This is a genomic window from Allobranchiibius sp. CTAmp26, assembly GCF_017565405.1.
Taxonomy (GTDB): Bacteria; Actinomycetota; Actinomycetes; order Actinomycetales; family Dermatophilaceae; genus Allobranchiibius.
In genome coordinates, this window is the sequence record NZ_JAGEKR010000012.1 from 226355 (window position 1) to 250337 (window position 23983).

A 23983-nucleotide genomic window follows, 5' to 3' on the forward strand; every position below is an offset into this window, starting at 1 on the left:
CCGCGCGCGGGATCAGGACGGTTCCTGGTCCTGCGGGTGAGAGTAAGCGTGTCCGGACGAGAGCTCCTCGGCCCCACCGTGCATGTGGTGGTCGAATTCGTCGCTGTCGATCTCCAGCCGGTCCCCGTCCTCGGCCGACTCGATCGATTCGAATGCCTGCCCGTCGTGATGCGCGGCAGCCAGCTCGGCGGGCGTGATGGCCTCGATCCGGTCGTTGAAGTAGAAGTGCGACAGCCGGGCCCGCATCTTGTCCTTGGCGATCTGACGTCGGCCGACACCGTTGGAGTCGGCTTCCGTCGGGGCCGCGATCGGCCGGTGCGTCTCGTAGGACACCAGACGCCAACGGTCGTGCTCGGACAGCGGGGTGTGCGCCTCGAAGAAGCGACCCTCCGCCGTCCGGATGAGACGACCGGACTCCTTGCCGTGCAGGACCAGATCGCGATCACTGCGCTGCAGCGACATGCACAGCCGCTTGGTGATCCAGAAGACCAACGGCGGGAGGATGAAGATCGATGCCTGCATCACGTGCGTGATGTCGTTGATCGACAGATGCAGCGTGATCGCCATGATGTCGTTGCCGGAGGCCACGAACAGCACGAAGTAGAACGCGATGAATCCCATGCCGATCGCCGTACGGGTCGGCGCGTTGCGCGGACGGTCGAGCAGGTGATGCTCGCGCTTGTCACCGGTGATCCACGCCTCGAGGAACGGATAGACCCCCAGCGCGGTGAAGATGACCGGGATGAGCAGGATCGCACCGATCATCACGTTCAGGCTGAAGGTGTGCCCCAGCAAGGTGAACTCCCACCACCCGGGCGACAGTCGCAGCGCGCCGTCGGCGAAGCCCATGTACCAGTCGGGCTGAGCGCCGGCGGTGACCATGGTCGGCTCGTACGGGCCGTACATCCAGATCGGGTTGATCGTGACGAGACCGGAGATCAGCGCCGTGATGCCGAACACGATGAAGAAGAAGCCACCCGCCTTGGCGGTGTAGACCGGCATCAGCTTGAAGCCGACGACGTTGTGGTCCGAGCGACCCGGGCCGGGGAACTGGGTGTGCTTGTGCACGATCAGCAGGATCATGTGTGCCGCGAAGAGGCCCATGATGATCGCCGGCAGCAACAAGACGTGCACCGTGAACAGGCGAGGGATGATCTCGCTTCCCGGGAACGCACCGCCGAACACGAAGTACGCCACGTAGCTGCCGATCACCGGGATCGAGAGCATGAAGCCCTGTGCCGCGCGGATACCCGTACCGGACAGCAGGTCGTCCGGAAGCGAGTAACCGGCGAAGCCCTCGACCATCGCGAGCATGAAGAGCAGCACGCCGATGACCCAGTTGATCTCGCGCGGCTTGCGGAACGCGCCGGTGAAGAACACTCGGAACATGTGCAGCATGATCGCGACGAGGAAGAGCAGTGCCGCCCAGTGGTGGATCTGCCGGATCAGCAGGCCGCCGCGGACGTCCATCGAGATGTCGACGGTGGACTTGTAGGCCTCGCTCATCTGCTGGCCCTGCAGCGGGGTGTAGGACCCGTGGTAGATGGTCTCACCCATGCTCGGCACGTACCAGAACGTGAGGAAGGTCCCGGTGATCAGCAGGATGATCAGCGAGTACATCGCGACCTCACCGAGCATGAACGACCAGTGGTCCGGGAAGACCTTGTTCATCAGGTAGCGGATGCCCTTGGCGCCGCCGGTGCGCTCGTCCATCCAGTTGGCGACGCCGCCGACAGCACCTCCGCCCTTTTTCTTGGGGGCGGTGGACGTCTCGTCGTCGCCGCGCAGTGCGTCGGCGGGTCGACCGGTACCGGTGTGTGCGTCGGAGGTCATGCGCGCTCCCAGAAGCTAGGACCGACGGGCTCTTGGAATCCTTGGTCAGCGACGAGGTAACCCGCGTCGTTCACCGAGATCTTCAGCTGGGGCAGACGGCGCTTCGCCGGGCCGAAGATGACCTCGCAGTCGTTCGTCATGTCGAACGTCGACTGGTGGCAGGGGCAGAGCAGGTGGTGCGTCGTGTGTTCGTAGAGGCCGACGGGGCAACCGACGTGCGTGCAGATCTTGGAGTAGGCGACCACGCCCTGGATGCCCCAACTGGCTTCCTTGGCGTTCTTGATGTCGCTCTCCTGCATGCTGACCAGCAGCACCGCGGCCTTGACCTTGGCGTCCTGCGGGTTCTGGACGTCGTCGATGCCCTCGGGCAGCACGTGGAAGACGCTGCCCAGGGTGACGTCGGACAGCCGGATCGGGGTGTTCTCCGGGTCGCGCATCAACCGGCGGCCCTTGCCGTTCAGCTTGCGGTCCCAGAGGGTGACGCCCAGGTTGTCGTGCGGCAACGGGCCAAGGGAGCCCACCAGCTGCAGGCCGAGGGGTACGACGAACAGGCCGAGCGCACCGCCGAGGGAGTACTTGATCAGCGGCCTGCGGGTGAGCTGTGTCGACTCGGCACTGTCGGTCAGGATCTTGACGGTGCCTTCGCGGTCCTCATCGGGGGAGCGCAGCGTGTGGCGCTCCTCCACGACCTCGGTGTCGGACATCAGGGTCTTGGCCCAGTGCACGGCGCCCAGGCCGATGCACAGCAGCGAGATCCCGAGCGTCACACCCAGCGCGACGTGCAGCGCCTTGGTCGCCCCGATGAGCGGCAGCGTGACGATCTCGCCCTTGCCGACGACGATGTAGGAGATCACGAACAGCAGGGTGGCCAGCATCGAGACGCCGAAGAGACTGGCGACCTGACGCTCCGAGCGCTTCGCGGCAGCCGGGTCGTCGTCGCCGAGGCGGTGGACGTGCTCGGGCAGGCCGGGGTTCTCGAACCGCTCCGGCAGCGCTCCGCTGCCCTCGTGGTGACCGTCACCCAGGTTGATCAGGTCCGAGCCCTGGCGGCCGTGGTCCCCAGGCTCGGGCTGGTGCTCGGAGTGGTCGTGCCGCTCCGGGCCGGTGAACGAAGTAGTCATCAGGCCGCCTTCCGTCCCAGCCAGACCGCGGCGCCGATGAGCAGGCCGATGCCGATGGTCCAGGCGAACATGCCTTCGGTGACCGGGCCGAGGTTGCCGAGGGTGTGACCACCCTGGCTCGGCTCGTTCTTGACGTTCTTCAGGTAGGCGATGACGTCCTTCTTGTCCTGAGGAGACAGGTTGGTGTCGTTGAAGACCGGCATCGACTGCGGGCCGGTGAGCATCGCCTCGTACATCTGCTTGCCGCTGACGTCCATGAGGTTGGGCGCGTACTTGCCACGGGTGAGAGCGCCACCGGAACCGGCGAAGTTGTGGCACATGGCGCAGTTGACCCGGAACAGCTCACCACCCTTGGCGATGTTGCCACCGAGGCTCGTGTACTTGCTGGAGGGGATCGCCGGGCCGGCGCCGAGGGAGGCGACGTACTCCGCGAGCTGCTTGATCTGCGTGGAGGTGAACTGCACGTTGCTGCTGTTGCGCGCGGCCTGCACCGACGGGTTGGACAGCGGCATCCGGCCGCTGCTCACCTGGAAGTCCACCGCGGCGGCACCCACCCCGACCAGCGACGGGTTGTTCTCGCGACCGTCGGCGTTGACCCCGTGGCACGTCGCGCAGTTCGCGAGGAACAACGACTTGCCCGACTTGAGATCCGAGCTGGATCCCACGGCGGCACCCGCGCTGCTGGGCGCCAGGAGGGCGTAGAGGCCACCGGTGATCACCAGGCCGAGGAGAAGCACCAGCACGATCGATGCCGGGTGCCTACGTTGTGCGGCGAGCGAGCTCACGAGGCGCAGATCCTGTCGTCGGGGAGGAAGGCGGAACGGGGCGGGAAGGTCATCACTGCAGCAGGTAGATGGTCGCGAACAGGGCGATCCACACCACGTCCACGAAGTGCCAGTAGTACGAGGTCACGATCGCGCCGGTGGCCTGGTGGTGGGTGTACTTACGGCTGGTGAACGTGCGACCGATGATCAGCAGGAACGCGATCAGGCCACCGGTGACGTGCAGCCCGTGGAAGCCCGTGGTCAGGTAGAACATCGACCCGTAGGAGTCGGAGTTGAGGCTGATGCCCTCGGCGAACAGGTTGGAGTACTCCATCACCTGACCGCTGACGAAGATCGCACCGAAGATGTAGGTCAGTACGTACCACTCGCGCATCCCCCACGACCCGAGCTGCAGCAGCTTGCCGGTGCGCGAGGGGATGCCGGCCTCGGCCTTGAAGACCCCGAGCTGACACCACACCGAGGAGATCACCAGGACGGCGGTGTTGGCCGCGGCGTAGGGCACGTTGAGGTGACTCGTGCGATCGGTCCACAGCGGGTGGGCCACCGACCTGATCGTGAAGTACATGGCGAACAGGCCCGCGAAGAACATCAGCTCGCTGGACAGCCAGACCATGGTGCCGACGGCAGTCAGATTGGGACGCGTGACCGGGCCTTGCCCGGTCGGAATCCCTTGGTCGCTGGAGGTAGCGGTCGTTGTGGTGGCCACCGGATCATTATGGCCCTATCCACCGACGAGGGGCGCGGCCGACCCCCGCCGCGGGGCCATGTCGCGGCCGTCCTGCGGGGACTCGCGCGGTCGCGGCGCCCGGCGTGGCGTGCCGATCGTCGGCCATCCCGCGGACGGCGTTGCGGGGGCTAGGCGTTCGAAGCGGTCAACGACTCGCGTGCTCGGGAGGTTCCGGCAGCGTCGGTGTCTGTTCGTGCGACGCGACGCGGTGGGTAGCATCCTCGGCATGGCCGACACGCCCACAACCCTCAAGGTGCTCCTCTACAGCGACGACATCGCCACCCGGGACGCAGTGCGCATCGGAGTCGGCAAACGTCCTGCCAAGGATGTGCAGATCGGCTCCTGGCGCGAGTGCGCGACGGCAACCGCCGTGATCGAGGCGGCGGACAACGAGGACCTCGACCTGCTGATCCTCGACGGTGAGGCGACCCCGACCGGCGGGATGGGCCTGACCAAGCAGCTGAAGAACGAGATCTTCGACTGCCCTCCGATCATCGTGCTGACCGGCCGGCCCTCGGACGGCTGGCTGGCGTCGTGGTCGCAGGCGGACGCCGCGGTGCCGCACCCGATCGACCCGCTGATCCTCAGCTCGACGATCGCCGAGGTCGCCCGTCGGCACCGCGATCGCGGGCAACTCGCCGCGCCCACCGGCCGCTAGTGGTGTCCGGCGCGTCCGACCGCAGCTGGCCGCGTCTGCTGGGCGCGTTGCTGCGCGGCGGTGACCTGTCCGCCGACGACACCTCGTGGGCGATGGACCAGGTGATGTCGGGCCAGGCGTCACCTGCCCAGGTCGCCGGGTTCCTGGTCGCGTTGCGGGCCAAGGGGGAGACCGTCGCCGAGGTGCGCGGTCTGGCGGACACGATGCGCCGTTTCGCGGTGCCCATCAACGTCACCGGACCGACGCTGGACATCGTGGGCACCGGAGGGGACGGTGCCCACACGGTCAACATCTCCACGATGGCGGCCATCGTCAGTGCAGGCGCGGGTGCCCGGGTCGTCAAACACGGGAACCGGGCCTCGTCGTCCTCCTCCGGCGCGGCCGACGTCCTGGAGGCACTCGGGATAGCGCTCGACCTGCCGGCGGACCGGATCGGACCCATGGCCGCCGAGGTGGGCATCACCTTCTGTTTCTCCCAGACCTTCCATCCCTCGATGCGCTACGCGGCGGTCCCGCGGCGCGAGCTGGGGATCCCGACGGCGTTCAACATCCTCGGACCGCTCACCAACCCGGCCCGGCCGCGATACTCCGCCGTGGGTGCGGCCGACGTGCGGGTCGCCGACCTGATCGCCGGTGTGTTCGCCGACCGCGGTAGCGCTGCCGCGGTCTTTCGGGGCGATGACGGTCTCGATGAGTTGAGCGTCGCGACCACCTCGAGCGTGCGGTGGGTGCGCGACGGCGAGATCTCGCTGCATCGCGTCGACCCGGGCCGCTTCGGAATCGCGTCGGCCGACGCGGACGCGCTGCGCGGAGGCGACGCCGTCCACAACGCCGCGGTGGTACGGGAGGTGCTCGCCGGGTCGACCGGCCCCATCCGCGACGCGGTCGTGCTCAACGCAGGGATCGCCCTGGCTGTGGTGGACGAGAGCGGAACGGGGCGATTCGGTGCGCACGCGACGTTCGAGGAGGCGCTGGCCGCAGGCGTCGCGCGCGCAGCCACCTCGATCGACGACGGCGCCGCGGCCCGGTCGCTGCAGAACTGGGTGGCAGCGACCCGTCGGGGCTGAACCACGCGCGGCCCAGCGGGCCGGTGCGGCCCGGCTCAGTCGTCGAGGCCGATGGAGAACCCGGCCCCGAGATCGCCGCTGGAGTAGGTGCGGAAGGCGATGTGGGTCTGGGACTCGCGCATCCCGGGGATCTTGTTGATCCGGTCGGCGATGACGTCGGCGAGGTCCTCGTGCCGTGCGACCCGTACGACGGCGATCAGGTCGACGTCGCCGGTCGTGGAGTAGACCTCACTCACCCCGTCGATCTCGACGACCGCCTCCGCCACCTCCGGAATGCGCTGTATGTCGGCCTTGATCATGACGATGGCGGAGATCACCGGGTCAGCTTAGAACTCATGCCGTTGAGAACTCATGCCATCGCCGAGGACTCGAAACCGGTGTCGACGCGATTCATCAACGGTTCCAGTTGCTCTCGGACTTCGCCGGCCCCGTGCACCGGGCAGCTCCATTGACCCTCGACCCGGACCATCCGCACCTGGGGGGTCTCCAGCCAGCGCAGGATCTTCTCGGTCTCCTCGGGGTGGGTCGCCGACGCACGGCCGGCGGGTCTGGCCACCACCTCGGCGGAGTCGACCAGCGCGTCGATGTAGGGGAGCGGGTCGGCGCCGGGCGGACTGAGCGTGGTGCCGGCGAGCTTGCCGTAGCGCACGCAGACGAACTCCCAGCCGCCGATCGCGCCGGGACGTGCGGCCACGACCTCGGGACTGGCAGCAAGGGGCGCCATGCGTTGGGCCCGGTCGGCGGCGCGGACCAGGGCCAGCATCCGGTCGCGCACCGTGGCCGCCTCCTCGAATCGCTCGCTCTCGCACAGCCGGCGCATCCGCTCGTGCAGGTCGTCGACCAGCGGCCGTGCGTCGCCGCCGATGGCCTCCGCCACGCGCGCGGCGACCTGCGCGTAGTCCTGGGGGCTCTGCTGGCCCGTGCACGGGGCACCGCACCGTCCCATCTCGGCCAGCGCGCAGGCCGCGGAGGTGGTGGTCGCAGACAGTCTCTTGGTGCACTGCCGCAGGGGGACCACCTCGTGCACCGCCGCGGCCGCCATCTCCGCCATTGTGCGGGAGCCGAACGGGCCGGCGTACTCGGCGCCGTCGTCGCGTGTCTCGCGGACCACCGAGAGCCGGGGAAAGGTCTCGACGGTGAGCTTGAGCCACAGCGCCTTCTCGGGGTGGCGTGATCGACGGTTGAACCGGGGCTTGTGTTCGGCGATCAGCCGCAGCTCCCGCACCTGCGCCTCCAGGACGGTGGCGCACACGATCGGGGTGACGCTCGCGGCCAGGCCCACCATCTGGGCCATCCGGGAGCGGTGCTCGCTCGCCGTGAAGTAGCTGCGGACCCGGCGTTGGATGTCGACGGAGGTGCCGACGTAGAGCACCCGCGACCGGTCGTCCTTGAAGATGTAGACGCCCGGTGCCCGAGGAAGGTCGTCGGCCAGATAGCGCTTGCGCCGCTGCTCGGGGCGGACCCGGCTGGTGTACGACGCGAGCTCCTCGAGGGTGTGCACCCCGAGGTTGCCGACCCGGCCGAGGAGCGCGTGCAGCACGTCGACGGTGGCCTGCGCGTCGTGCAGCGCCCGGTGGTCGGGGGTGATGGTGGCTCCGAAGAGCTGGGCGAGGGAACCGAGCTTGCGGTTGGGCACCTCGTCGTTGCTCACCAGCTGGCGGGCCAGATGCACGGTGTCGAGGACCTGGTGCCCGGGCCAGGGGTGGCCGAGTTCGGCGCAGTTGGCGCGCAGGAACCCGATGTCGAACGGCGCGTTGTGGGCGACCAGCACACTGCCGGCCGCGAACTCCAGGAAGGCCGGTAGGGCCGCGCCGATGCCCGGTGCGGCGGCGACCATGGAATCGGTGATGCCGGTCAGCACGGAGATGAACGGCGGGATCGGGCCGCCGGGGTTGACCAGTGTCTGGAACTCACCGAGCACCTCGCCGCCGCGCACCTTCACCGCGCCGATCTCGGTGATCCTGTTGGACTTCGGGTTGCCACCGGTCGTCTCCAGGTCGACCACCACGAAGGTGACCCCGGAGAGCGGGGTGCCCAGATCGTCGAAGGTCGCCTGGATGGCGTGTGCGGTCGGCATACGGCGGACGCTAGGTGGGTGCACCGACACCCACCCGGCCGCCACGCCGTGACAGTGCACGACACCACATGACGCGGCACTGTTGAGCATTGCTCGGCGAGTGTCCGCGGATGCGCGACACCCTCGTGACGCTCCTACGGACTGTCGGCCGCCGCAACCGCCGGCAAGGGGCTGTCGGACCCGGCACCTAGCGTCTGGGTACAGGACGACAGGAAGGAGTCCCGAGATGCACATCGACTGTCGAAGCTGCCCGGTCCGAGAGCAGCGCTGCGCGGACTGCATGGTGACCGTGCTGTTGGAGATGCCCGCACCACGGATGGATGACATCGCCTCCGACCTCGCGCCGGACGACCAGGAGCGCCGGGGGCTGGAGGTGCTGGTGGCGGCTGGTCTGGTGAGTCCGGCCGAGGCGTACGCGGCGCGGGCCGTGCGTGAGCCGAGCCGTGCTCCTGCCCTGCGGGTGACGGGCTGAGCCGACCTACCCTGTCCGGGTGCGAGCCACTGGTCGACGGCAGCGCGCCCGGCAGCGCGTCGTACTGACGACCGCGGGGGTCGCGCTCACCGGCGCGCTGCTCAGCGGGTGCGATCAGCAGGCATCTCCGACGCGCGGCACGTCCACCGACACGACACCGTCCGCCGCGACGCCGTCCGCCCCTGGTGTCCCGTCGGTCCTGCGCGCAACGGGCCTGCAGGTCACGGGTTCGGTCGGCCGGCCCGAGCTGGCCCGGGTGCTGTCCGAGGCGCAGACGGCGCGGAGCTGGGTGGCTCGCACCTGGCCGCGGCAGGTCGCTGCCGACGGGACCGTCCGTCTCCAGGTCGCCGCGGACTCCGCGCAGTTCGCCCGATTGCGTGGTGGGGTGCCCGAGAGCGACGAGCTGGCAGCCAGTACGACCGCCTCCGGCGTCGTCGTGATCGGCCCGACGGTCGTGAGCGGACTCACGGCGCAGGGCCAGCGGGTCGTCCTCGCCCACGAACTCACCCACGTCGTGCTGCACCAGACGGCGCGCGCCGGTCTGTCGCGATGGGTGGTCGAGGGGTCCGCCGAGTACACGGCCTACCGCTGGACGGGGCTGTCGCTGGCGGCTGCCTGCCCCACCCTCGCGAACGACGTGCGCGCCGGGCGCGTTCCGACCGGGCCGCCGGCCGACACGTCGTTCTCCGGCGGTCAGCAGCAACGTGCCTACCAGCAAGCGCACGGATACATGAGTTTCCTGGTCTCCCGGTACGGCTTGAGCGCGTGGCAGCGGTTCGTCCTGCAGGCCTCCGCCGGACGGGCCGGCGCGTTCGCGGACAGCTTCGGCGGAGCAACGCCGGCCGGTCTTCGCTCGGCGTACGCCGCGTTCCTGCGCCACTCGTTGCTGTGACAGGCGGCGACGCAGGGCTGTCGTCCCGACCGTCGAGGGCCGACGAGAGCGCTCACCACCGGCCGTTACTGTCTGCGCTATGTCGGAGAGCACCTCGTCGTCCATGACCATCACCGCCGACCCGGCAGTGGTGCTCGACGTGATCGCCGACTTCGACGACTACCACCAGTGGGCCGAGAACGTCACGCGCGCACAGGTGCTCACCCAGGACTCCGACGGGTGGGCGCGCACGGTGCGGTTCGAGCTGGACGCGGGGGTGCTGCGCGACACCTACGTGCTGGCCTACGACTGGGACATCCTCGAGGACGGCACCGGCACCGTGAGCTGGGAACTGGTCGAGTCCACCGTGATCCGCGCGCTGGACGGCAGCTACCAGCTGCAGCCGGCGGGCGACCGCACCCAGGTGACCTACCAGCTGTGCGTCGACGTGAACATCCCGGTGGTCGCCGTGCTGCGCCGCAAGGCGGAGAAGAGCATCATCGATCAGGCGCTGCGCGGGCTGAAGCAGCGCTGCGAGAGCTGATGGGCGCGCAGTGCGTCCTTGTCGCGGGTCCCGGAGGCACGGGGTGCTCGACGTACGCCGCGGCTCTCGCTCGCGCGTACGCCGACCGGGGCCGTTCCGTGCTGCTGCTCGGCACCGATCCGTACGACGACGCGACGAGCCTGACCGATGCCCCGGCGGATGGGCTGCTGCGGACCGCCACTTCGCCGGACGACGCCGGCGACGCGGATCGCGCGATGGCTCCGCTGCTCGACATGGTCGGCCTGGACACGCGACTCTCGCAGGAGGTCGCCCGCCTGGCCGAGGCCGCAACGGTGCGCCTGCTCTGGACGATCGGCGCCGAACGGCCACCGGGGGAGGTCGTCGTCGTCGACGCGGGTGCTCGTGCCGTGGATCTGGTCCGCCTCGCGGGTGCGGTGCCGTGGATCCTCCAGCGGCTCGCTCCGGCACAGCGCGGGTGGCTCGCGACGTCGCGTCCGCTGCTGGCCGCGGCCCTGGGATCGCGGTGGCCGGGTGAGCAGGTGACCGACCAGGTGCGTGTCGGACTCGCGCGGGCCGCCGCGGCGCGCGAGGTGCTCATCGGGGCGGGCAGCACCGCCGTCGTACTCGCCGGGTCGGCGCCCCAGGCGAAGGTGCGCCGTGTGGTGGCCGGGGTCGCCTTGGGCGGAGCGCCGGTGACCGCGGTCATCGGCGGACCGCGCAGCGCGCCGCACGATCCACCTCGCTGGCGCTCCGGCCGCAGCCCGTCCGACCAGCTGACCGCGTTGGAGGACGAGGCCCGCACGGGTCGGATCGCGGGTGTGTCATGGGAGCACGACGGTGCGGACTACCTCTGGCGAATGCCCTTGCCAGTGATTCGGTTTCGTGAACTGAGCCTCTCGATGGTGCAGGACGATCTCGTGCTGGAGAGTCTGGGCCACCGCAGTGTCGTCACCATGCCGACGGCGTTGCGCCGGTGCCGCCCGGTGGACGCGCGGCTGCGGGATGCGGTGCTGACCGTGCGCTTCTCGCCCGTGCGGCAGGATGAGCCCCGTGACCAGGGATGACGACGCGCCCGCGGGGCCGCAGCAGGCTGCCGGACACGGCCGGCGGGCCGACGACGGTGCAGAGGCCGCCGATGCGCTGGTGGCCGAGGCGACCCGCCTGGCCGATGCCTTCACATCGTGGGTCGGCGGGGTCGGATCGACCGGGGACGACGAGGCCGACGGCGCCCGTGCGCAGGCCCCGCCCGAGGGCCCCGCGCAGGACCCTGTCGCAGAGCCGGCAGGCGACCGAGCGCGGACCGACGGACCCGCGGCATCTGCGTCGCCGGCCTGCGACTGCGGACGGACCGCCGGGCTGGACGCGATCTGCCGGGTGTGCCCGGTCTGCCGGGTCGCGGCGTACATGCACACCGTGCGGCCCGAGGTCCTGGTGCGCGTGGCCGACGTGCTCGCGATGGTCGCGGGCAGTCTGCAGTTGATCGCGGCCGACCGCAGCGGCGATCCCGCCGCGTCCGAGCAGACATCCACCAACGACGCCGAGGACGGACCCGGGCGCCCGGATCCCCGCCCGACCGAGGCCGGGGTCTCGATCCCGGTCCGCGGCGACGCCGAACCCGAGAGGCACTGAGATGGTCACCAGCATCGGCATCGACGTCGGCGGCACGAAGATCGCCGCCGGCCGCGTCGACGAGAAGGGCACCATCGTGGCTCGCGCGCGGCGATCGACGCCCGCCCAGTCGCCGGACGCGATCGCCACCGCGATCTCCGAGCTCATCGCCGAGTTGCACACGCCCGACGTCGAGGCCGTCGGTGTCGCGTGTGCCGGCTATATCGACCGCGCCGGCACCACCGTGCTCTTCTCGCCCAATCTGGCCTGGCGCGACGAACCGCTGAAGAAGCGGGTGTCCGCGAACACCGACCTGCCGGTCTTCATCGAGAACGACGCCAACGCAGCGGCGTACGGCGAGTTCGTGCACGGCGCCGGTCGAGACCTGCGCGACATGGTGATGGTCACCGTGGGCACCGGGGTCGGTGGCGGAATCGTGAGCAGCGGCAAGCTGATCCGAGGCGCGTACGGCATCGGCGGCGAGCTCGGCCACATGCTCCTCGTGCCCGGGGGACGGCTCTGCGGGTGCGGCAACCGCGGATGCGTGGAGGCCTACGGCAGCGGCACCGCGCTCACCCGGGACGCCCGTGAGCTGGTGCGCAGCGGCGCCCAGTTCGGCCGGCGTCTCACCGACCTGTGCGACGGCGACGCCGACAAGTTGACCGGTGCGATGGTGACGACGGCGGCGCTCGAAGGGGACGTCGCCTCGATCGACCTGCTCGCGCAGGTCGGTAACTGGCTGGGCGAGGCCACCTCCTCGATGGCCTCGCTCCTCGACCCCGAGGGCTTCGTGATCGGCGGCGGGGTCGCCGACGCCGGCGAGCTGCTCATCGACCCGATGCGCAGCGCGTACGGGCGCTCGCTCACCGGCCGCGGGTACCGGCCCGTCGCGTCCTTCGTCCGTGCCGAGCTGGGCAACGACGCCGGGGTGATCGGCGTGGCCGCGCTCGCCGTGAACCCGGGCGACCGGTGAGCGCGGGACCCGTGCACCCCCGTCCCGGGCACGGCGAGGACCCGCACGATCCCGGGATCACCGACGAGTTCGCGCAGGACGAGTTCGCCATCGGCATCGACATCGGCGGCACCAAGGTCTCCGGCGGTCTGGTGTCGGCCGACGGGACGGTGCAGCAGCGCGCGCGACGTGACACCCCGCACCGCTCGACGTCCCCCCGCGTCGTCGAGGACGTGATCGTCGAGGTGGTCGAGGAGTTGATGGACTCCCACCAGGGGTCGGCGCCCGTCGCGGTCGGTGTGGGCGCTGCCGGGTTCGTGACGGCCGATCGCGCGACGGTGGTCTTCGCGCCGCATCTGTCCTGGCGGCACGAGCCGTTGCGCGACGCGCTGAGCAGTCGCCTCAGCGTGCCGGTCTTCATCGACAACGACGCGAACGCCGCGTGCTGGGCCGAGTGGCGCTTCGGCGCGGCGCGCGACCGGTCGCATGTCGTGATGGTCAACCTCGGCACCGGTATCGGCGGGGCGGTCATCGCCCAGGGCGCCGTCCAGCGTGGCGAGTTCGGGATCGCAGGCGAGTTCGGCCACATGCAGATGGTGCCGGGTGGGCATCGTTGCGAGTGCGGCAACCGGGGTTGCTGGGAGCAGTACGCCAGCGGGAACGCGCTGGTCCGGGAGGCTCGTTCGCTGATCGCCGCGGGATCCCCGCTCGCGGCCGATCTGGCCGAGCGGGTGGGAGAGGACCCGCGGGCGCTCACCGGGCCGATGATCACCGAGGCCGCGCAGGGCGGCGACGCGACCGCGGCCGAACTGCTCGCCGAGGTGGGCACCTGGCTCGGGGTCGGCCTGGCGAACCTCGCGAACGCGTTCGATCCCGGGCTGTTCGTCATCGGCGGGGGAGTGAGCGCCGCGGGCGATCTGCTGCTCGACCCCGCCCGCGCGGCGTTCGCGCGGTCCCTCACCGGTCGCGGATACCGGCCGCGAGCCGACATCGTGCAGGCCGACCTGGGCAACGAGGCGGGTCTGATCGGCGCCGCCGACCTGGCCCGCCTGGGCGACGAGGATGACTGAGCGAGCGTTGCCACGCGACGCGCACACGGTCCGCGTCGCGGCGTACAACGTGCGCGCGTTCAAGGACGACCTCGACGCCCTGGTGGACGTGGTGCGCCGCATCGAACCGGACGTCCTGCTCCTGCAGGAGGCTCCCCGGCATCCGGGGTCGGGCCACCGGGTGGCGGCGTTCGCCGACAGGGTCGGGCTGACCTGGGCCGACGGACGGCGCGGGCGGATGAGCACGACACTGCTGAGCTCGCTACGGCTCGACCTGATCTCCTGCGAACACCGCAACCTCCCGGTCGGGCGCCGTGAGGAGCCGCGCGGGTACGCGGTGGCGCAGTTACGGCTGCCCGGTCACCGTCCGTTCACCGCGGTGAGCGTGCACCTCAGCCTGCGGGCGGCGCAGCGCGGCCCGCACGCGCAGCGGATCCTGCGACACATCGACGCGCTCGGCGCTCCGGCCGCGGTGCTGGGGGGCGACCTGAACGAGACGTACGGCGAGGGCGCATGGCGCGAGCTCGGCGCACGCATGCGTGAGGTCACCGGCGACCGCCTCACCAGTCCGTCGGGAACGCCCGGCACGACGATCGACGGCCTCCTGGTGTCAGGTCCTGTGCACGCGACGGTGCCTCACTTGGACCTCGACCCGCTGCAGCTGCGGGTGGCCACCGACCACCGGCCGGTCTACGTGGACCTCGACCTCACCGAACTCACCTCACCCTGAGAGTTGTGAGGACGTACGCGCGCTATAGAGCGCGCTTCTCCCCACAACTTCTACAATCTGGCGCCGTCGTCGAAGGGATCCTGCTCGTCGCGACTGTTGGGCTGGCGCAGGACGAGCAGCACCACCCCGAGGATGCACACCAGGCAGGCGAGCACCCACCAGATCGGCTGGCAGTCGCGCTGGAAGGCGAACAGGTAGATCAGCCAGAGCGGTCCGCCGACCAGCGTCGCCCAGATGGCCCAGAACTGCACGTCGTCACGCGGCAGCGGCGCGGGCGGCGGCGGTTCGTAGGTGCCGTCGTCCTCCAGGATGTCGCTGGCCGAGCCGGAGTCCGGCACCCGCCACTGCACCGGCAGCGCCGGCGGTGTGGGCGGCTCCGGTTCGGGCTTCGGGGCCGCCTGCTCGGCCAAGGCGTCCGGGTCGACGGTCCCGGACAGTTGCGCGACGATCTCGGCGAACCGTGCGTCGTAGTCGGTCTGCTCGTCGTGGCTCTCGCTGCCGGGTGCGCTCATAGGTCCACAACTCTCGTGATGAAGGCGACGGCACGATCCTCGATGAGGGCAGCGTCGTTGTCCAGGGTCGCGACGTGATAGCTGTCGGGCAGCACCACATCGGTCACGTTCTCACTGGAGATCCGCGACAGGAACAGCTCCGAACACGCCGGGGGCACGACGTGATCCTGTGGTGAGTGGAAGAGGATCACCGGCTGGGTGATCTGCGGCAGGTCGCGGGTCACCTGCTCCCACATCCGCATCTGCGAGCGCAGCGCCTTCAGCGGCGTACGCGCGTAGCCCACCTCGCTGACGCCGGGTTTCTTGATGTCGCCGCTCACCGCCCCGATCGAGGGCAGCACGTACTGCAGCAGCGGCACGGCGCGCAGCCGCGGGTTGTTCATGACGTACGCCGGATTGATGAGCACCAGACCCGCCACGTCGTTCTGGTGGGTCTCGGCGACCAGGGTCGCGAGGGTGCCGCCCATCGACAGACCGACGACGAAGACGCGATCGCAGAACGCGGCCAGTTCGGCGTACGCCGCATCGACCTCGGCGAACCAGTCGGTCCACCGCGTCTTGTTCAGCTCCTGCCAGCTCGTGCCGTGCCCGGGGAGCCGCGGCAGGCGCACCGAGAACCCTTCGGCGGCGAACCGCGTCGCCAGGGGCCGCATGCTCTGCGGCGTGCCGGTGAAACCGTGGCACACCAGCACTCCCACCGCTCCGGCGTCGTGGCTGAAAGGCTCGGCGCCGGGGATGACCTGCATCCCGTCATCCTTCCACTTCGCCCGTCGGGGTGTGGTGGGTGCCGTATTGTGCGAGGCGCCGATCTTGCGATGAAGGAGCCCAGCGAAGGTGTTCTACTGGTTGCTGAAGTGGGTCTTTCTCGGACCGCTTCTGAAGAGTGTCTTCCGCCCCTCCGTCGAAGGCGTTCACCACGTCCCCGACGAGGGCCCCGCGATCCTGGCGAGCAACCACCTGTCGTACGCCGACTGGCTTTTCATGCCGCTCTCGCTTCCCCGGCGGGTGACCTTCGTGGCGAAGGCCGAGTACTTCACCGGCACCGGCGTGAAGGGCACCCTGCAACGCTGGTTCTTCACCGGCGCGGGTCAGGTGCCGATCGACCGGAGCAGCGGCAGCGCAGCGGCCGGCGCGATCTCCACGGGCCTGCGGATCCTCGCGAACGGCGAGCTCTTCGGCATCTACCCCGAGGGCACCCGCTCGCCCGACGGACGCCTCTACAAGGGCAAGACGGGCGTCGCCCGGATGGTGCTGGAGGCCAAGGTCCCGCTCATCCCGGTCGCGGTCATCGGCACCGACGAGGTCGCACCGCCCGGCAAGATCTTCGGCCGGTTGGCCCATCCGCACGTGCGGTTCGGTCAGCCGATGGACTTCTCCCGCTACGAGGGCATGGAGGACGACCGCTTCATCCTGCGCTCGATCACCGACGAGATCATGTACGAGCTGATGCTTCTGTCGGGCCAGGAGTACGTCGATGTCTACGCGTCGTCGTTGAAGGACCGGGTCACCCAGCGCGCGAAGGGTCTCGGCGAGGGTGCGGCCGCGTTGGCGAGCACCGCCGCCCACAAGTTCGTGCCGGGCTCCGGCGAGGGGCGTGCGGCAGGCGAACTCACGGACCCTGAGGTGATCGGCGCGCCCGGCGACGGCGTCGAGCCCGTGGCGGGCTGAACATCCGGACTGTCAGTTTCCGGGAGTAGCGTCCCGACAAGGGCGCTCGGGCCCTCCGATCCAAGGAGTCTGGCAATGGCTTTCGGACGACGTGACGGTGCTTCGGCGGCCGGCGCACAGCAGGCGCCCGGACCGCCGGCAGCCGGGTCGCAGCTTCCCCCTGCCGCCGTCGACCGCGTGCAACGCCTTGCAGCCCGGGAGCAGAGCGACAGATCGGCCTTCACCTCAGACCTCTCGGTCAACGAGTTCGTCTTGGTGCACAAACTCGGCTTCGAGCCCCTCGGGTACGTGATGGGCACCTCGATCTACCACATCGGCTACCAGTTCCAGAACTGGGGACAGTCGATGGAGCTGGAGGTGCTGTCGGCGGCGATGTACCACGCGCGGTCCCTCGCGATCGACCGGATGCGCAGCGAAGCGCACGCCCTGGGCGCCGACGGGATCGTCGGCGTCGACCTTCAGATCCAGCGGTACGCATGGGCCACCGACGAGCTGGAGTTCATCGCCCAGGGCACCGCCATCCGTGCGCGCGAGCCCAACCCGGCGTACAAGCTGCGAGACGGTGGCCCGTTCACCTCGGACCTGTCGGGACAGGATTTCTACACGTTGGTGCGGGCAGGACACTTCCCCCGGGCCTTCGTCTTCGGTGCGTGCGTCTATCACGTGGCGCATCAGAGCATTCGCCAGTCGATGCGGATGGCCGGGCGCAACATGGAGATGCCGCAGTTCACCGAAGCCGCGTACACCGCCCGCGAGCTGGCGATGACTCGGATGGAGGACGAGGCCAACCGTTTCGGAGCCGACGGGATCGTGGGTGTCACCACCCAGGTCAGTGGACACGTATGGGGCGCGCACGCCTCGGAGTTCCTGGCCATCGGCACCGGCGTGACCAGTTCACCGGAGAGCGGGATACCCGACCCGACGATGACCTTGTCACTGGAATGACGTGGGCTTCCTGAGGCGCGGAGGCCGGGATCTGACCCCGACTCCGCCGTCCTACGGCTCCGCGGTCCCACGACCGTTCTCCGAGCTGCTCTCCAACGCACCGTCCGGAGAGCTGGAGACCCTGGCGCGTCATGCCCGGGTGCCAGATGCCGCACGCCAGCGCATCCTGGAGCTCGATACCCGGACGCTGCAGGCGCAGCAGTACCTGGCAGATCGTGGGATCACCGGGCGGGACGCTTTCGAGGTGGTCCAGATCCGAGAGGACTTCGGTCCGTCAGCCGTGCACGCCTACCTCGGGCTCCCTCCCACGACGGCGGACACGGCGGTGCTGCAGGACGGCCGGACCGGCGCACAACTGCTCGACGAGGAGTTGGATCTGCTCCTCGACGCGGTCCGTGACCTGCTGGCCAGGGCCGGCGAGGTAGGACAGAGCCAACTGCGAGCCAACCACCGTTTCCTGCAGCAGAAGTTCGGCGGGCGCGACCGCGGCCTGGAGCTGTAAGAGGGGCGGCCGAGCCGCCGTTATTCTTGATCGGTGAGCATCGTCAGCCCCACCCTGTCCGCCGTGGCGTCCCACGACCCCTCGCCTCTGCCGCAGTGGGCCGATCTTCCCGCGGCGCAGCAGCCCGAGTGGCCGGACCAGGACGCCCTGGCGACGGCGCGCGCCGAGTTGGCCGCCGCGCCCCCACTGGTGTTCGCCGGTGAGTGCGACGTCCTGCGCCAGCGACTGGCCGCGGCCTCCCGCGGCGAGGCGTTCCTCCTGCAGGGCGGCGACTGCGCCGAGATGTTCTCCGCTGCCACGGCCGACGGCATCCGCGACCGGATCAAGACGATCCTGCAGATGGCCGCCGTCCTGACCTACGGCGCCAGCACCCCGGTCATCAAGGTGGGCCGGATCGCCGGTCAGTACGCCAAGCCGCGCAGCAGCGGCAGCGAGACCCGCGGCGAGGTGACGTTGCCGGCGTACCGCGGCGACATGGTCAACGACTTCGCGTTCACTCGCGAGTCCCGCACGCCGGACCCGCGCCGGCTGGTGCAGGCGTACCACACGAGCGCGTCCACGCTGAACCTCGTGCGGGCCTTCACCCAGGGCGGTTTCGCCGACCTGCGGCACGTGCACGAGTGGAACCGCGGCTTCATCGCCAACAGTGCCTACGCGCGCTACGAGAGCATCGCCTCCGACATCGACCGGGCGATGAAGTTCATGGCCGCCTGCGGCGCCGACTTCGACGCGTTGCGTGCTGTCGAGTTCTTCGCCAGCCACGAGGCGCTGCTGCTGGACTACGAGAAGCCGCTGACCCGGATCGACAGCCGCACCGGCAACCCGTACGCCGTGTCCGGGCACTTCCTGTGGGTCGGCGAACGCACCCGTCAGTTGGACGGCGCCCACCTGGACTTCGTCTCCCGCATCCACAACCCCATCGGCATGAAGGTCGGCCCGACGGCCGACCCCGACGACCTGATGCGGGTCATCGACAAGCTGGATCCGAACCGCGAGCCGGGCCGGCTCACCTTCATCACCCGGATGGGTGCGGGCAAGATCCACGACGCCCTGCCGCGCATCGTCGAGCGGGTCACCTCCGAGGGCGCCAAGGTCGTCTGGGTGTGCGACCCCATGCACGGCAACACCTTCGAGTCCTCGACCGGTTACAAGACCCGCGAGTTCGACGACATCATCGCCGAGGTGCAGGGCTTCTTCGAGGTGCACCAGGGCCTCGGCACCATCCCCGGTGGGATCCACGTCGAGCTCACCGGCACCGACGTCACCGAGTGCCTCGGCGGGTCGGAGAAGATCTTGGCCGGCGACCTGGAGAAGCGCTACGAGACGGCGTGCGACCCGCGGCTGAACCACCAGCAGAGCCTGGAGCTGGCGTTCCTGGTGGCGCAGATGCTGAGCACCCGCGCGCAGGGGCTCACACGACCGACAGCGTGACGGTGCTGCCCTTGCGCACCTGAGCGCCCGGCGACGGGTCGGTCGCTCGCACGTCGTTGAACAGCCCGCCGAAGAAGCGGTCGATCTGCACCTTCAGTCCGAGGGCCTCCAACGTGGCCTTGGCCTTCTGACTGGTCTGGCCGGTGACGTCGGGGATCGTCACCAGTTCCGGTCCCTTGGAGATCACGAGGGTGACGCCGTCACCGCGGTAGCCGGTGCCACTGGAGGGCGTCTGGCTGATGACGTCGCCCTGGGCGACGGTGTCGCTGAACTGCTGGGTGCCCTCCTGCGCCGTGAAGCCCAGTCCGTTCAGGGTGCTGGTCGCGGCGCTGTCGGAGGTGCCGACGACGTTCGGGATCGTGATGGGCTGCCGTCCCTTGCTCAGCACCAGGCCCACTCGGGTGTCCCGCTTCAGGGAGGCACCCGCCGCGGGAGCGGAGCTGATCACCCGACCGGCCGCGACCGTCTCGCTGTACGCGTCGGTCACCGCCCCGAGCGTCAGTCGGGCACCGGTCAGCGCGGCCTGCGCCTGGGCCCGGGTGTTGCCCGCCAGGGTGGGCACCGTGTGGCGTTCCGGACCCCGTGAGACCTGCAGGGTGACCGAGTCGATCCGGCGTACCTGCGCTCCTGGCCCCGGTCGGCTGGCGACCACGGAACCCTTGGGCACCGTCTCGCTGTAGACCTCGCGCACCGCGCTGTCCAGGTGCCGCGCATGCAACGCGGAGAGAGCAGCGCCCTGCTGCCTGCCGACGACGTCGGGCATCTTCTCCTCCCCGAGCGGGCCGGCAGTGAAGAGCCAGCCGCCCGCCGCGACGAGCGCGAGCACCAGGACGCCGATCACGGCCAGCAGCACCGGCCGCCGGCGGCGCGCTCGGACGGGAGCACCGTCGTACCTGCCGAGCTGGTGGGTGCTGTCGGTGCCGAGTCGCGAGGTGTGCGCGACCTGCCCGTCCGGGCCGCCCGCACTCGCAGGCGGGAGGGCGTCGAGCTGGTCGGGGCGCAGGCTCCGCTGGACGGCCTGCAGGTGGTCGAGCATCTCCGCCGCGTCCGCCGGACGTTCCTCGGGGTCGGTGGCCGTGGCGTGCGCGATGAACTCGTCCAGCACCGGCGGCACGGTGGGCACGACCCCGCTCGCGCGCGGCACCGTGCCGTGCACGTGCTGGTACGCGACGTGGATGGGGGAGTCGCCGGGGAACGCCTTGGCTCCGGTCAGCATCTCGTAGACCAGCAGGCCCACCGTGTAGACATCGGAGCGCTCGCTCGCGGTGCCGGTCTCCACCTGCTCGGGGGCGAGGTACGCGGCCGTACCGAACATCACGCTGGCATCGGTGCTGAAGGTGTGGGTGGTGACCGCCCGGGCGAGCCCGAAGTCGACCACCTTGACCGTGCCGTCGTCGCGCAGCAGGACGTTCTCGGGCTTGATGTCGCGGTGGACGATCCCGGCGCGGTGTGCGACCGCGATGGCCGCAAGGATGCCGCTCGCGATGTCGAGGGTGCGACGGGCCGGCAGGGGCGCGGAGACGCGCAGCAGCTCCCGCAGGGTGGTCCCCTCGACCAGCTCCATCGCGATGAAGACGTACTGCTCGTCCTGCCCCTGATCGGTGACGGCCACGATGTTGGGATGGGACAACCGGGCCGCGGAGCGTGCCTCCCGGCGGAAACGCTCGACGAACGCCTCGTCGCGCGCCAGGTCGGGACGCATGATCTTCAGGGCGACGTGCCGGTCGAGCCGCTCGTCCAGCGCGACGTAGACCGACCCCATCCCGCCGTCGGCCAGGTGGTGCAACACCTGATAGCGCCCGTCGACACGGCGGCCGACGAGCGACGGCGATGCGGTGGGCGACACCGTGGCATTCTACGAACCGACCTCGTGGGTCATCGGGAGGCGCGGCGCATGGGAAACTGGCGCCATGGCTGATCTGGAGAACCTGGTCGGGGAGTGGCTGTCGGTGCCGGAGGTGGCCGAGGCCATCGGGCTGCGCCAGCGGCAGGTACGCAAGTTGATCACCGACGGCGACCTGCTCGCCTACCGCGTGGGTCCCAACCAGGCGGTCGGCGTGCCGGCGGCGTTCGTGCGGGACGGTGAGATCCTGCCGTCGTTGCAGGGCACGGTCACCGTGCTGCGGGACGCGCACCTGCCCGACGACGAGGCACTCGAGTGGCTCTTCACACCGGACGAGACGCTGCCCCTGCCCGGTGGCCCCATCCACATGCTGCTGGCCGGTCGCAAGGCCGAGGTCCGCAAACGCGCCAGCGAACTGGCGTTCTGACCCGCGGTCCGGGGCTCCTCAGGCGGCGCGCGCCGTCGCGACGTCCACGAGCGACCAGAGGATCTCGGCGGCGCCGTCGTCGAGATCCGCGCGGCGCAGGTGCTCCCTCGACGCGAGGACCCGCTCGTGGATCATCTCCTCGACCCGGTCCACCGCACCGGAGCGCGTGCACAGGTCGCGTAGCCACGCCACCTGGTCCTCGTCGAGGTCGGGCGATCCGAAGAGCGCGTCGAACCGGGTGAGGTCCGCCGGCGCCACGTCGTCCAGCGCCAGCGCGATGAGTGCGGTCCGTTTGCCCTCGAGCAGGTCGTCGCCCGCGGGCTTCCCGGTCTGCTCGGGGTTGCCGAACACCCCCAGCAGGTCGTCGCGCAGTTGGAACGCCTCGCCGAGCGCGAGTCCGTACGCCGCGAGCGCCGACCGTGTCGACGCGTCGGCACCGGCGCAGTCCGCGCCGATGAGCAGCGGATGCACCACGGTGTAGTTGGCGCTCTTGTACCGCACCACCTGCAGCGCCTGCTCGATCCGCTGGTCGGTGGTGAGGGTGGCCCAGTTGCGCACGGAGTCCAGGACGTCCAGGAACTGCCCGCCCATCAGTTGGGTGCGCATCACGTCGAACTGCTCGCGGCCTCGAGCGAGCTCTGCCGGGTCCAGGCCGCTGCCGACGAAGAGCTCGTCGGTCCACACCAGACAGAGGTCCCCGGCGAGGATGGCGCCCGCGTCGCCGAAGTCGTCGCCGTCACCGTCCCAGCCCTCTCGGGCGTGCTGGGCCGCGAGTCGGCGGTGCGCGGTCGGCATACCCCGCCGCAGGTCGGAGTGGTCCATCACGTCGTCGTGGATGAGGGCGGCCGCCTGGAACATCTCCATGGCAGTAGCCACCTGGACCAGGGCGTCGCAGTCGCGCCCGCCGGCTGCGCGGTATCCCCAGTAGAGGAACGCCGCACGCAGCCGCTTGCCCCCGCGCAGCAGTTGGAAGATCCCGTCGGACAACTCCGCCACGTCCGGGCCGAGCGGCGCGAGCACATCGCGCTGGCGTGCCTGCTGGGTGTCGAGCACCATCTGTACCCGGGCGCGCAGATCTGCGACGTCCAACGGGTCCGGCACGGGCTGTCCTTCCGGTGGATCTCGCGGGCTGTTGTCCCGCAGCGTAGTTGGCGCACGCACCTCTATCATCGTCGCATGTCAGAGGCCGTGACCGGATCCGCGCCGCGGGGGGCCGGTGACCGTGCTCGCCGGGCCGGCGGCGGACGTGTCAGCATCCCCGATCTGTTGTCCGCGAGCGCGCCCACCTTCAGCTTCGAGTTCATGCCACCGCGCGACGACGCCGGCGAGGCGGTGCTCTGGCAGTCGATCCGACGCCTGGAGCAGGTGCGTCCGTCGTTCGTCTCGGTCACCTACGGCGCCGGGGGATCGACCCGCGACGGCACCGTCCGCGTGACGGGTCGCATCCAGCGCGAGACCACCCTCACGACGATGGCGCATCTGACCTGTGTCGGATCCTCGCTGTCCTCGCTGCGGCAGGTCGTGGGGGAGTACGCCGACGCCGGGGTCCGCAACATCCTCGCGTTGCGCGGTGATCCCGCAGGTGGGCTCGGCACCCCGTGGACCGCGCACCCGGAAGGCCTGGACCACGCCGATCAACTGGTCCGTCTCATCGGGTCGCTCGGATCGTTCACCGTCGGCGTCGCCGCCTTCCCGGACAAGCATCCGGAATCGACCTCGCTGGAGGAGGACGCCGACGCGCTCGTGCGCAAGGCCGACGCCGGGGCGTCGTTCGCCATCACGCAGATGGTCACCGACGTCGACGCCTATCTGCGGCTGCGCGACCTGGTCGCCGCCCGGGGGCGTGATCTTCCACTGGTCCCGGGGCTGATGCCGGTGACCTACGCCAGTCAGTTGGAGCGGATGACGAAGCTGAACGGGCAACCGCTCTCGCCCGACGTCGTACGCCGGATCGGGGAGGTCTCGCACGACAAGGAGGCGGTGCGACGGGTCGGGGTGGCGATCTGCACCGAGCACGCCGACCGGCTGCTCGACGAGGGAGCGCCGGGCATCCACTTCATCACGATGAACCGCTCGACCGCGACGCTGGAGGTCTACCGCAACCTGGCATCGAGCCGTGGCGCGGTCCCGGCGGGCGCCGTCTCGGGTTAGGTCTGTCAGGACCCGTGCGGGCGCGGGGGCATTGCCGCTGTCGGTGGCG

26 protein-coding genes are annotated in these 23983 nt (G+C 70.1%); 16 read left to right on the forward strand and 10 right to left on the reverse strand.

From position 1 onward, the window contains the following. Nucleotides 1-12: 12 nt before the first annotated feature. The 4 genes from J4030_RS09310 to J4030_RS09325 are packed head-to-tail and all read right to left on the reverse strand — an operon-like array spanning nucleotide 13 to nucleotide 4445. Nucleotides 13-1833, reverse strand: coding sequence for a ubiquinol-cytochrome c reductase cytochrome b subunit (locus J4030_RS09310; protein ID WP_208048940.1), 1821 nt, complete (start codon nucleotides 1831-1833; stop codon nucleotides 13-15). After that, nucleotides 1830-2954 (reverse strand): ubiquinol-cytochrome c reductase iron-sulfur subunit, encoded by a 1125-nt coding sequence (locus J4030_RS09315; protein ID WP_208048941.1) that lies wholly within the window; start codon nucleotides 2952-2954, stop codon nucleotides 1830-1832. The genes J4030_RS09310 and J4030_RS09315 overlap by 4 nt, the downstream gene beginning before the upstream one ends. Further along, the gene (locus J4030_RS09320; RefSeq protein WP_208048942.1) at nucleotides 2954-3739 is read right to left on the reverse strand and encodes a c-type cytochrome; all 786 of its coding nucleotides are present in this window, start codon (nucleotides 3737-3739) and stop codon (nucleotides 2954-2956) included. Before J4030_RS09320 ends, J4030_RS09315 begins: the two co-directional genes overlap by 1 nt. 52 nt (nucleotides 3740-3791) lie before the next feature. Then, on the reverse strand, nucleotides 3792-4445 hold the full coding sequence (locus J4030_RS09325) for a heme-copper oxidase subunit III (protein ID WP_307864632.1): 654 nt from the start codon (nucleotides 4443-4445) through the stop codon (nucleotides 3792-3794). A 247-nt stretch (nucleotides 4446-4692) separates the two neighbouring features. Here J4030_RS09325 and J4030_RS09330 point away from each other — a divergent pair, with 247 nt between their 5' ends. Both J4030_RS09330 and trpD read left to right on the forward strand, forming a co-directional pair. Then, a complete protein-coding gene (locus J4030_RS09330) occupies nucleotides 4693-5124 on the forward strand; it encodes a response regulator transcription factor (RefSeq protein WP_208048943.1) in 432 nt (143 codons plus the stop codon). 2 nt (nucleotides 5125-5126) lie between these two features. Continuing rightward, nucleotides 5127-6191, forward strand: coding sequence for an anthranilate phosphoribosyltransferase (gene trpD, locus J4030_RS09335; protein WP_208048944.1), 1065 nt, complete (start codon nucleotides 5127-5129; stop codon nucleotides 6189-6191). A 35-nt stretch (nucleotides 6192-6226) separates the two neighbouring features. On the opposite strand, the gene J4030_RS09340 is transcribed toward trpD, so the two are convergent. After that, a complete protein-coding gene (locus J4030_RS09340) occupies nucleotides 6227-6508 on the reverse strand; it encodes an Lrp/AsnC family transcriptional regulator (protein ID WP_208048945.1) in 282 nt (93 codons plus the stop codon). A 32-nt stretch (nucleotides 6509-6540) separates the two neighbouring features. Further along, nucleotides 6541-8268 carry a DEDD exonuclease domain-containing protein gene (locus J4030_RS09345; protein ID WP_208048946.1) on the reverse strand — a complete coding sequence of 576 codons (1728 nt, stop codon included), beginning with the start codon at nucleotides 8266-8268 and terminating at the stop codon, nucleotides 6541-6543. A 226-nt stretch (nucleotides 8269-8494) separates the two neighbouring features. Here J4030_RS09345 and J4030_RS09350 point away from each other — a divergent pair, with 226 nt between their 5' ends. The 8 genes from J4030_RS09350 to J4030_RS09385 all read left to right on the forward strand — a co-directional run bounded on the left by J4030_RS09350 (nucleotide 8495) and on the right by J4030_RS09385 (nucleotide 14455). Beyond that, the gene (locus J4030_RS09350; protein ID WP_208048947.1) at nucleotides 8495-8740 is read left to right on the forward strand and encodes a hypothetical protein; all 246 of its coding nucleotides are present in this window, start codon (nucleotides 8495-8497) and stop codon (nucleotides 8738-8740) included. Between the two features lie 19 nt (nucleotides 8741-8759). Further along, a complete protein-coding gene (locus tag J4030_RS09355) occupies nucleotides 8760-9632 on the forward strand; it encodes a hypothetical protein (protein WP_208048948.1) in 873 nt (290 codons plus the stop codon). 79 nt (nucleotides 9633-9711) lie between these two features. Next, nucleotides 9712-10155: an SRPBCC family protein gene (locus tag J4030_RS09360; protein WP_208048949.1), complete on the forward strand. Its 444-nt coding sequence runs from the start codon at nucleotides 9712-9714 to the stop codon at nucleotides 10153-10155. Beyond that, nucleotides 10155-11180, forward strand: a complete 1026-nt coding sequence (locus tag J4030_RS09365; RefSeq protein WP_208048950.1) for an ArsA-related P-loop ATPase — start codon at nucleotides 10155-10157, stop codon at nucleotides 11178-11180. Before J4030_RS09360 ends, J4030_RS09365 begins: the two co-directional genes overlap by 1 nt. Then, nucleotides 11167-11745: a hypothetical protein gene (locus J4030_RS09370; RefSeq protein ID WP_208048951.1), complete on the forward strand. Its 579-nt coding sequence runs from the start codon at nucleotides 11167-11169 to the stop codon at nucleotides 11743-11745. The genes J4030_RS09365 and J4030_RS09370 overlap by 14 nt, the downstream gene beginning before the upstream one ends. 1 nt (nucleotide 11746) lies before the next feature. After that, complete coding sequence (locus J4030_RS09375) at nucleotides 11747-12697, forward strand: ROK family glucokinase (protein WP_208048952.1); 951 nt, start codon at nucleotides 11747-11749, stop codon at nucleotides 12695-12697. Between the two features lie 56 nt (nucleotides 12698-12753). After that, entirely contained in the window at nucleotides 12754-13746 is a 993-nt protein-coding gene (locus J4030_RS09380; protein ID WP_208049043.1) for an ROK family glucokinase, read from the forward strand. Next, nucleotides 13739-14455 (forward strand): endonuclease/exonuclease/phosphatase family protein, encoded by a 717-nt coding sequence (locus tag J4030_RS09385; protein ID WP_208048953.1) that lies wholly within the window; start codon nucleotides 13739-13741, stop codon nucleotides 14453-14455. Before J4030_RS09380 ends, J4030_RS09385 begins: the two co-directional genes overlap by 8 nt. 50 nt (nucleotides 14456-14505) lie before the next feature. On the opposite strand, the gene J4030_RS09390 is transcribed toward J4030_RS09385, so the two are convergent. Both J4030_RS09390 and J4030_RS09395 read right to left on the reverse strand, forming a co-directional pair. Next, nucleotides 14506-14967 carry a hypothetical protein gene (locus J4030_RS09390; RefSeq protein ID WP_208048954.1) on the reverse strand — a complete coding sequence of 154 codons (462 nt, stop codon included), beginning with the start codon at nucleotides 14965-14967 and terminating at the stop codon, nucleotides 14506-14508. Next, nucleotides 14964-15713 carry a carboxylesterase gene (locus J4030_RS09395; RefSeq protein WP_208048955.1) on the reverse strand — a complete coding sequence of 250 codons (750 nt, stop codon included), beginning with the start codon at nucleotides 15711-15713 and terminating at the stop codon, nucleotides 14964-14966. The genes J4030_RS09390 and J4030_RS09395 overlap by 4 nt, the downstream gene beginning before the upstream one ends. Before the next feature lie 88 nt (nucleotides 15714-15801). Between J4030_RS09395 and J4030_RS09400 the strand changes: the two genes are divergently transcribed. The 4 genes from J4030_RS09400 to J4030_RS09415 all read left to right on the forward strand — a co-directional run bounded on the left by J4030_RS09400 (nucleotide 15802) and on the right by J4030_RS09415 (nucleotide 19513). Continuing rightward, the gene (locus J4030_RS09400; protein ID WP_208048956.1) at nucleotides 15802-16635 is read left to right on the forward strand and encodes a 1-acyl-sn-glycerol-3-phosphate acyltransferase; all 834 of its coding nucleotides are present in this window, start codon (nucleotides 15802-15804) and stop codon (nucleotides 16633-16635) included. Nucleotides 16636-16710: 75 nt separating this feature from the next. Further along, on the forward strand, nucleotides 16711-17580 hold the full coding sequence (locus tag J4030_RS09405) for a heavy metal-binding domain-containing protein (protein ID WP_208048957.1): 870 nt from the start codon (nucleotides 16711-16713) through the stop codon (nucleotides 17578-17580). Nucleotide 17581: 1 nt separating this feature from the next. Beyond that, entirely contained in the window at nucleotides 17582-18082 is a 501-nt protein-coding gene (locus J4030_RS09410) for a hypothetical protein (protein ID WP_208048958.1), read from the forward strand. A gap of 54 nt (nucleotides 18083-18136) precedes the next feature. Continuing rightward, the gene (locus J4030_RS09415; RefSeq protein ID WP_243763127.1) at nucleotides 18137-19513 is read left to right on the forward strand and encodes a class II 3-deoxy-7-phosphoheptulonate synthase; all 1377 of its coding nucleotides are present in this window, start codon (nucleotides 18137-18139) and stop codon (nucleotides 19511-19513) included. On the opposite strand, the gene pknB is transcribed toward J4030_RS09415, so the two are convergent. Then, a complete protein-coding gene (gene pknB, locus J4030_RS09420) occupies nucleotides 19494-21359 on the reverse strand; it encodes a Stk1 family PASTA domain-containing Ser/Thr kinase (RefSeq protein ID WP_307864633.1) in 1866 nt (621 codons plus the stop codon). The genes J4030_RS09415 and pknB overlap by 20 nt on opposite strands. A 64-nt stretch (nucleotides 21360-21423) precedes the next feature. Between pknB and J4030_RS09425 the strand changes: the two genes are divergently transcribed. Further along, nucleotides 21424-21783 (forward strand): Rv2175c family DNA-binding protein, encoded by a 360-nt coding sequence (locus tag J4030_RS09425; RefSeq protein ID WP_208048960.1) that lies wholly within the window; start codon nucleotides 21424-21426, stop codon nucleotides 21781-21783. A gap of 18 nt (nucleotides 21784-21801) precedes the next feature. Here J4030_RS09425 and J4030_RS09430 read toward each other — a convergent pair whose 3' ends face one another. Further along, complete coding sequence (locus tag J4030_RS09430; RefSeq protein ID WP_307864634.1) at nucleotides 21802-22884, reverse strand: polyprenyl synthetase family protein; 1083 nt, start codon at nucleotides 22882-22884, stop codon at nucleotides 21802-21804. Nucleotides 22885-22959: 75 nt separating this feature from the next. On the opposite strand from J4030_RS09430, the gene J4030_RS09435 reads away from it, so the two are divergent. Continuing rightward, entirely contained in the window at nucleotides 22960-23934 is a 975-nt protein-coding gene (locus tag J4030_RS09435; protein ID WP_208048962.1) for a methylenetetrahydrofolate reductase, read from the forward strand. The last annotated feature ends 49 nt before the right edge of the window (nucleotides 23935-23983 follow it).

What these genes read in the sequence shown, in the direction of transcription:
- J4030_RS09310 (WP_208048940.1), bottom strand. Translation starts at nt 1,833, where the DNA reads ATGACCTCCGACGCACACACCGGTACCGGTCGACCCGCCGACGCACTG.
- J4030_RS09315 (WP_208048941.1), bottom strand. Translation starts at nt 2,954, where the DNA reads ATGACTACTTCGTTCACCGGCCCGGAGCGGCACGACCACTCCGAGCAC.
- J4030_RS09330 (WP_208048943.1), top strand. Translation starts at nt 4,693, where the DNA reads ATGGCCGACACGCCCACAACCCTCAAGGTGCTCCTCTACAGCGACGAC.
- J4030_RS09345 (WP_208048946.1), bottom strand. Translation starts at nt 8,268, where the DNA reads ATGCCGACCGCACACGCCATCCAGGCGACCTTCGACGATCTGGGCACC.
- J4030_RS09350 (WP_208048947.1), top strand. Translation starts at nt 8,495, where the DNA reads ATGCACATCGACTGTCGAAGCTGCCCGGTCCGAGAGCAGCGCTGCGCG.
- J4030_RS09360 (WP_208048949.1), top strand. Translation starts at nt 9,712, where the DNA reads ATGTCGGAGAGCACCTCGTCGTCCATGACCATCACCGCCGACCCGGCA.
- J4030_RS09365 (WP_208048950.1), top strand. Translation starts at nt 10,155, where the DNA reads ATGGGCGCGCAGTGCGTCCTTGTCGCGGGTCCCGGAGGCACGGGGTGC.
- J4030_RS09375 (WP_208048952.1), top strand. Translation starts at nt 11,747, where the DNA reads ATGGTCACCAGCATCGGCATCGACGTCGGCGGCACGAAGATCGCCGCC.
- J4030_RS09385 (WP_208048953.1), top strand. Translation starts at nt 13,739, where the DNA reads ATGACTGAGCGAGCGTTGCCACGCGACGCGCACACGGTCCGCGTCGCG.
- J4030_RS09390 (WP_208048954.1), bottom strand. Translation starts at nt 14,967, where the DNA reads ATGAGCGCACCCGGCAGCGAGAGCCACGACGAGCAGACCGACTACGAC.
- J4030_RS09395 (WP_208048955.1), bottom strand. Translation starts at nt 15,713, where the DNA reads ATGCAGGTCATCCCCGGCGCCGAGCCTTTCAGCCACGACGCCGGAGCG.
- J4030_RS09405 (WP_208048957.1), top strand. Translation starts at nt 16,711, where the DNA reads ATGGCTTTCGGACGACGTGACGGTGCTTCGGCGGCCGGCGCACAGCAG.
- J4030_RS09425 (WP_208048960.1), top strand. Translation starts at nt 21,424, where the DNA reads ATGGCTGATCTGGAGAACCTGGTCGGGGAGTGGCTGTCGGTGCCGGAG.
- J4030_RS09435 (WP_208048962.1), top strand. Translation starts at nt 22,960, where the DNA reads ATGTCAGAGGCCGTGACCGGATCCGCGCCGCGGGGGGCCGGTGACCGT.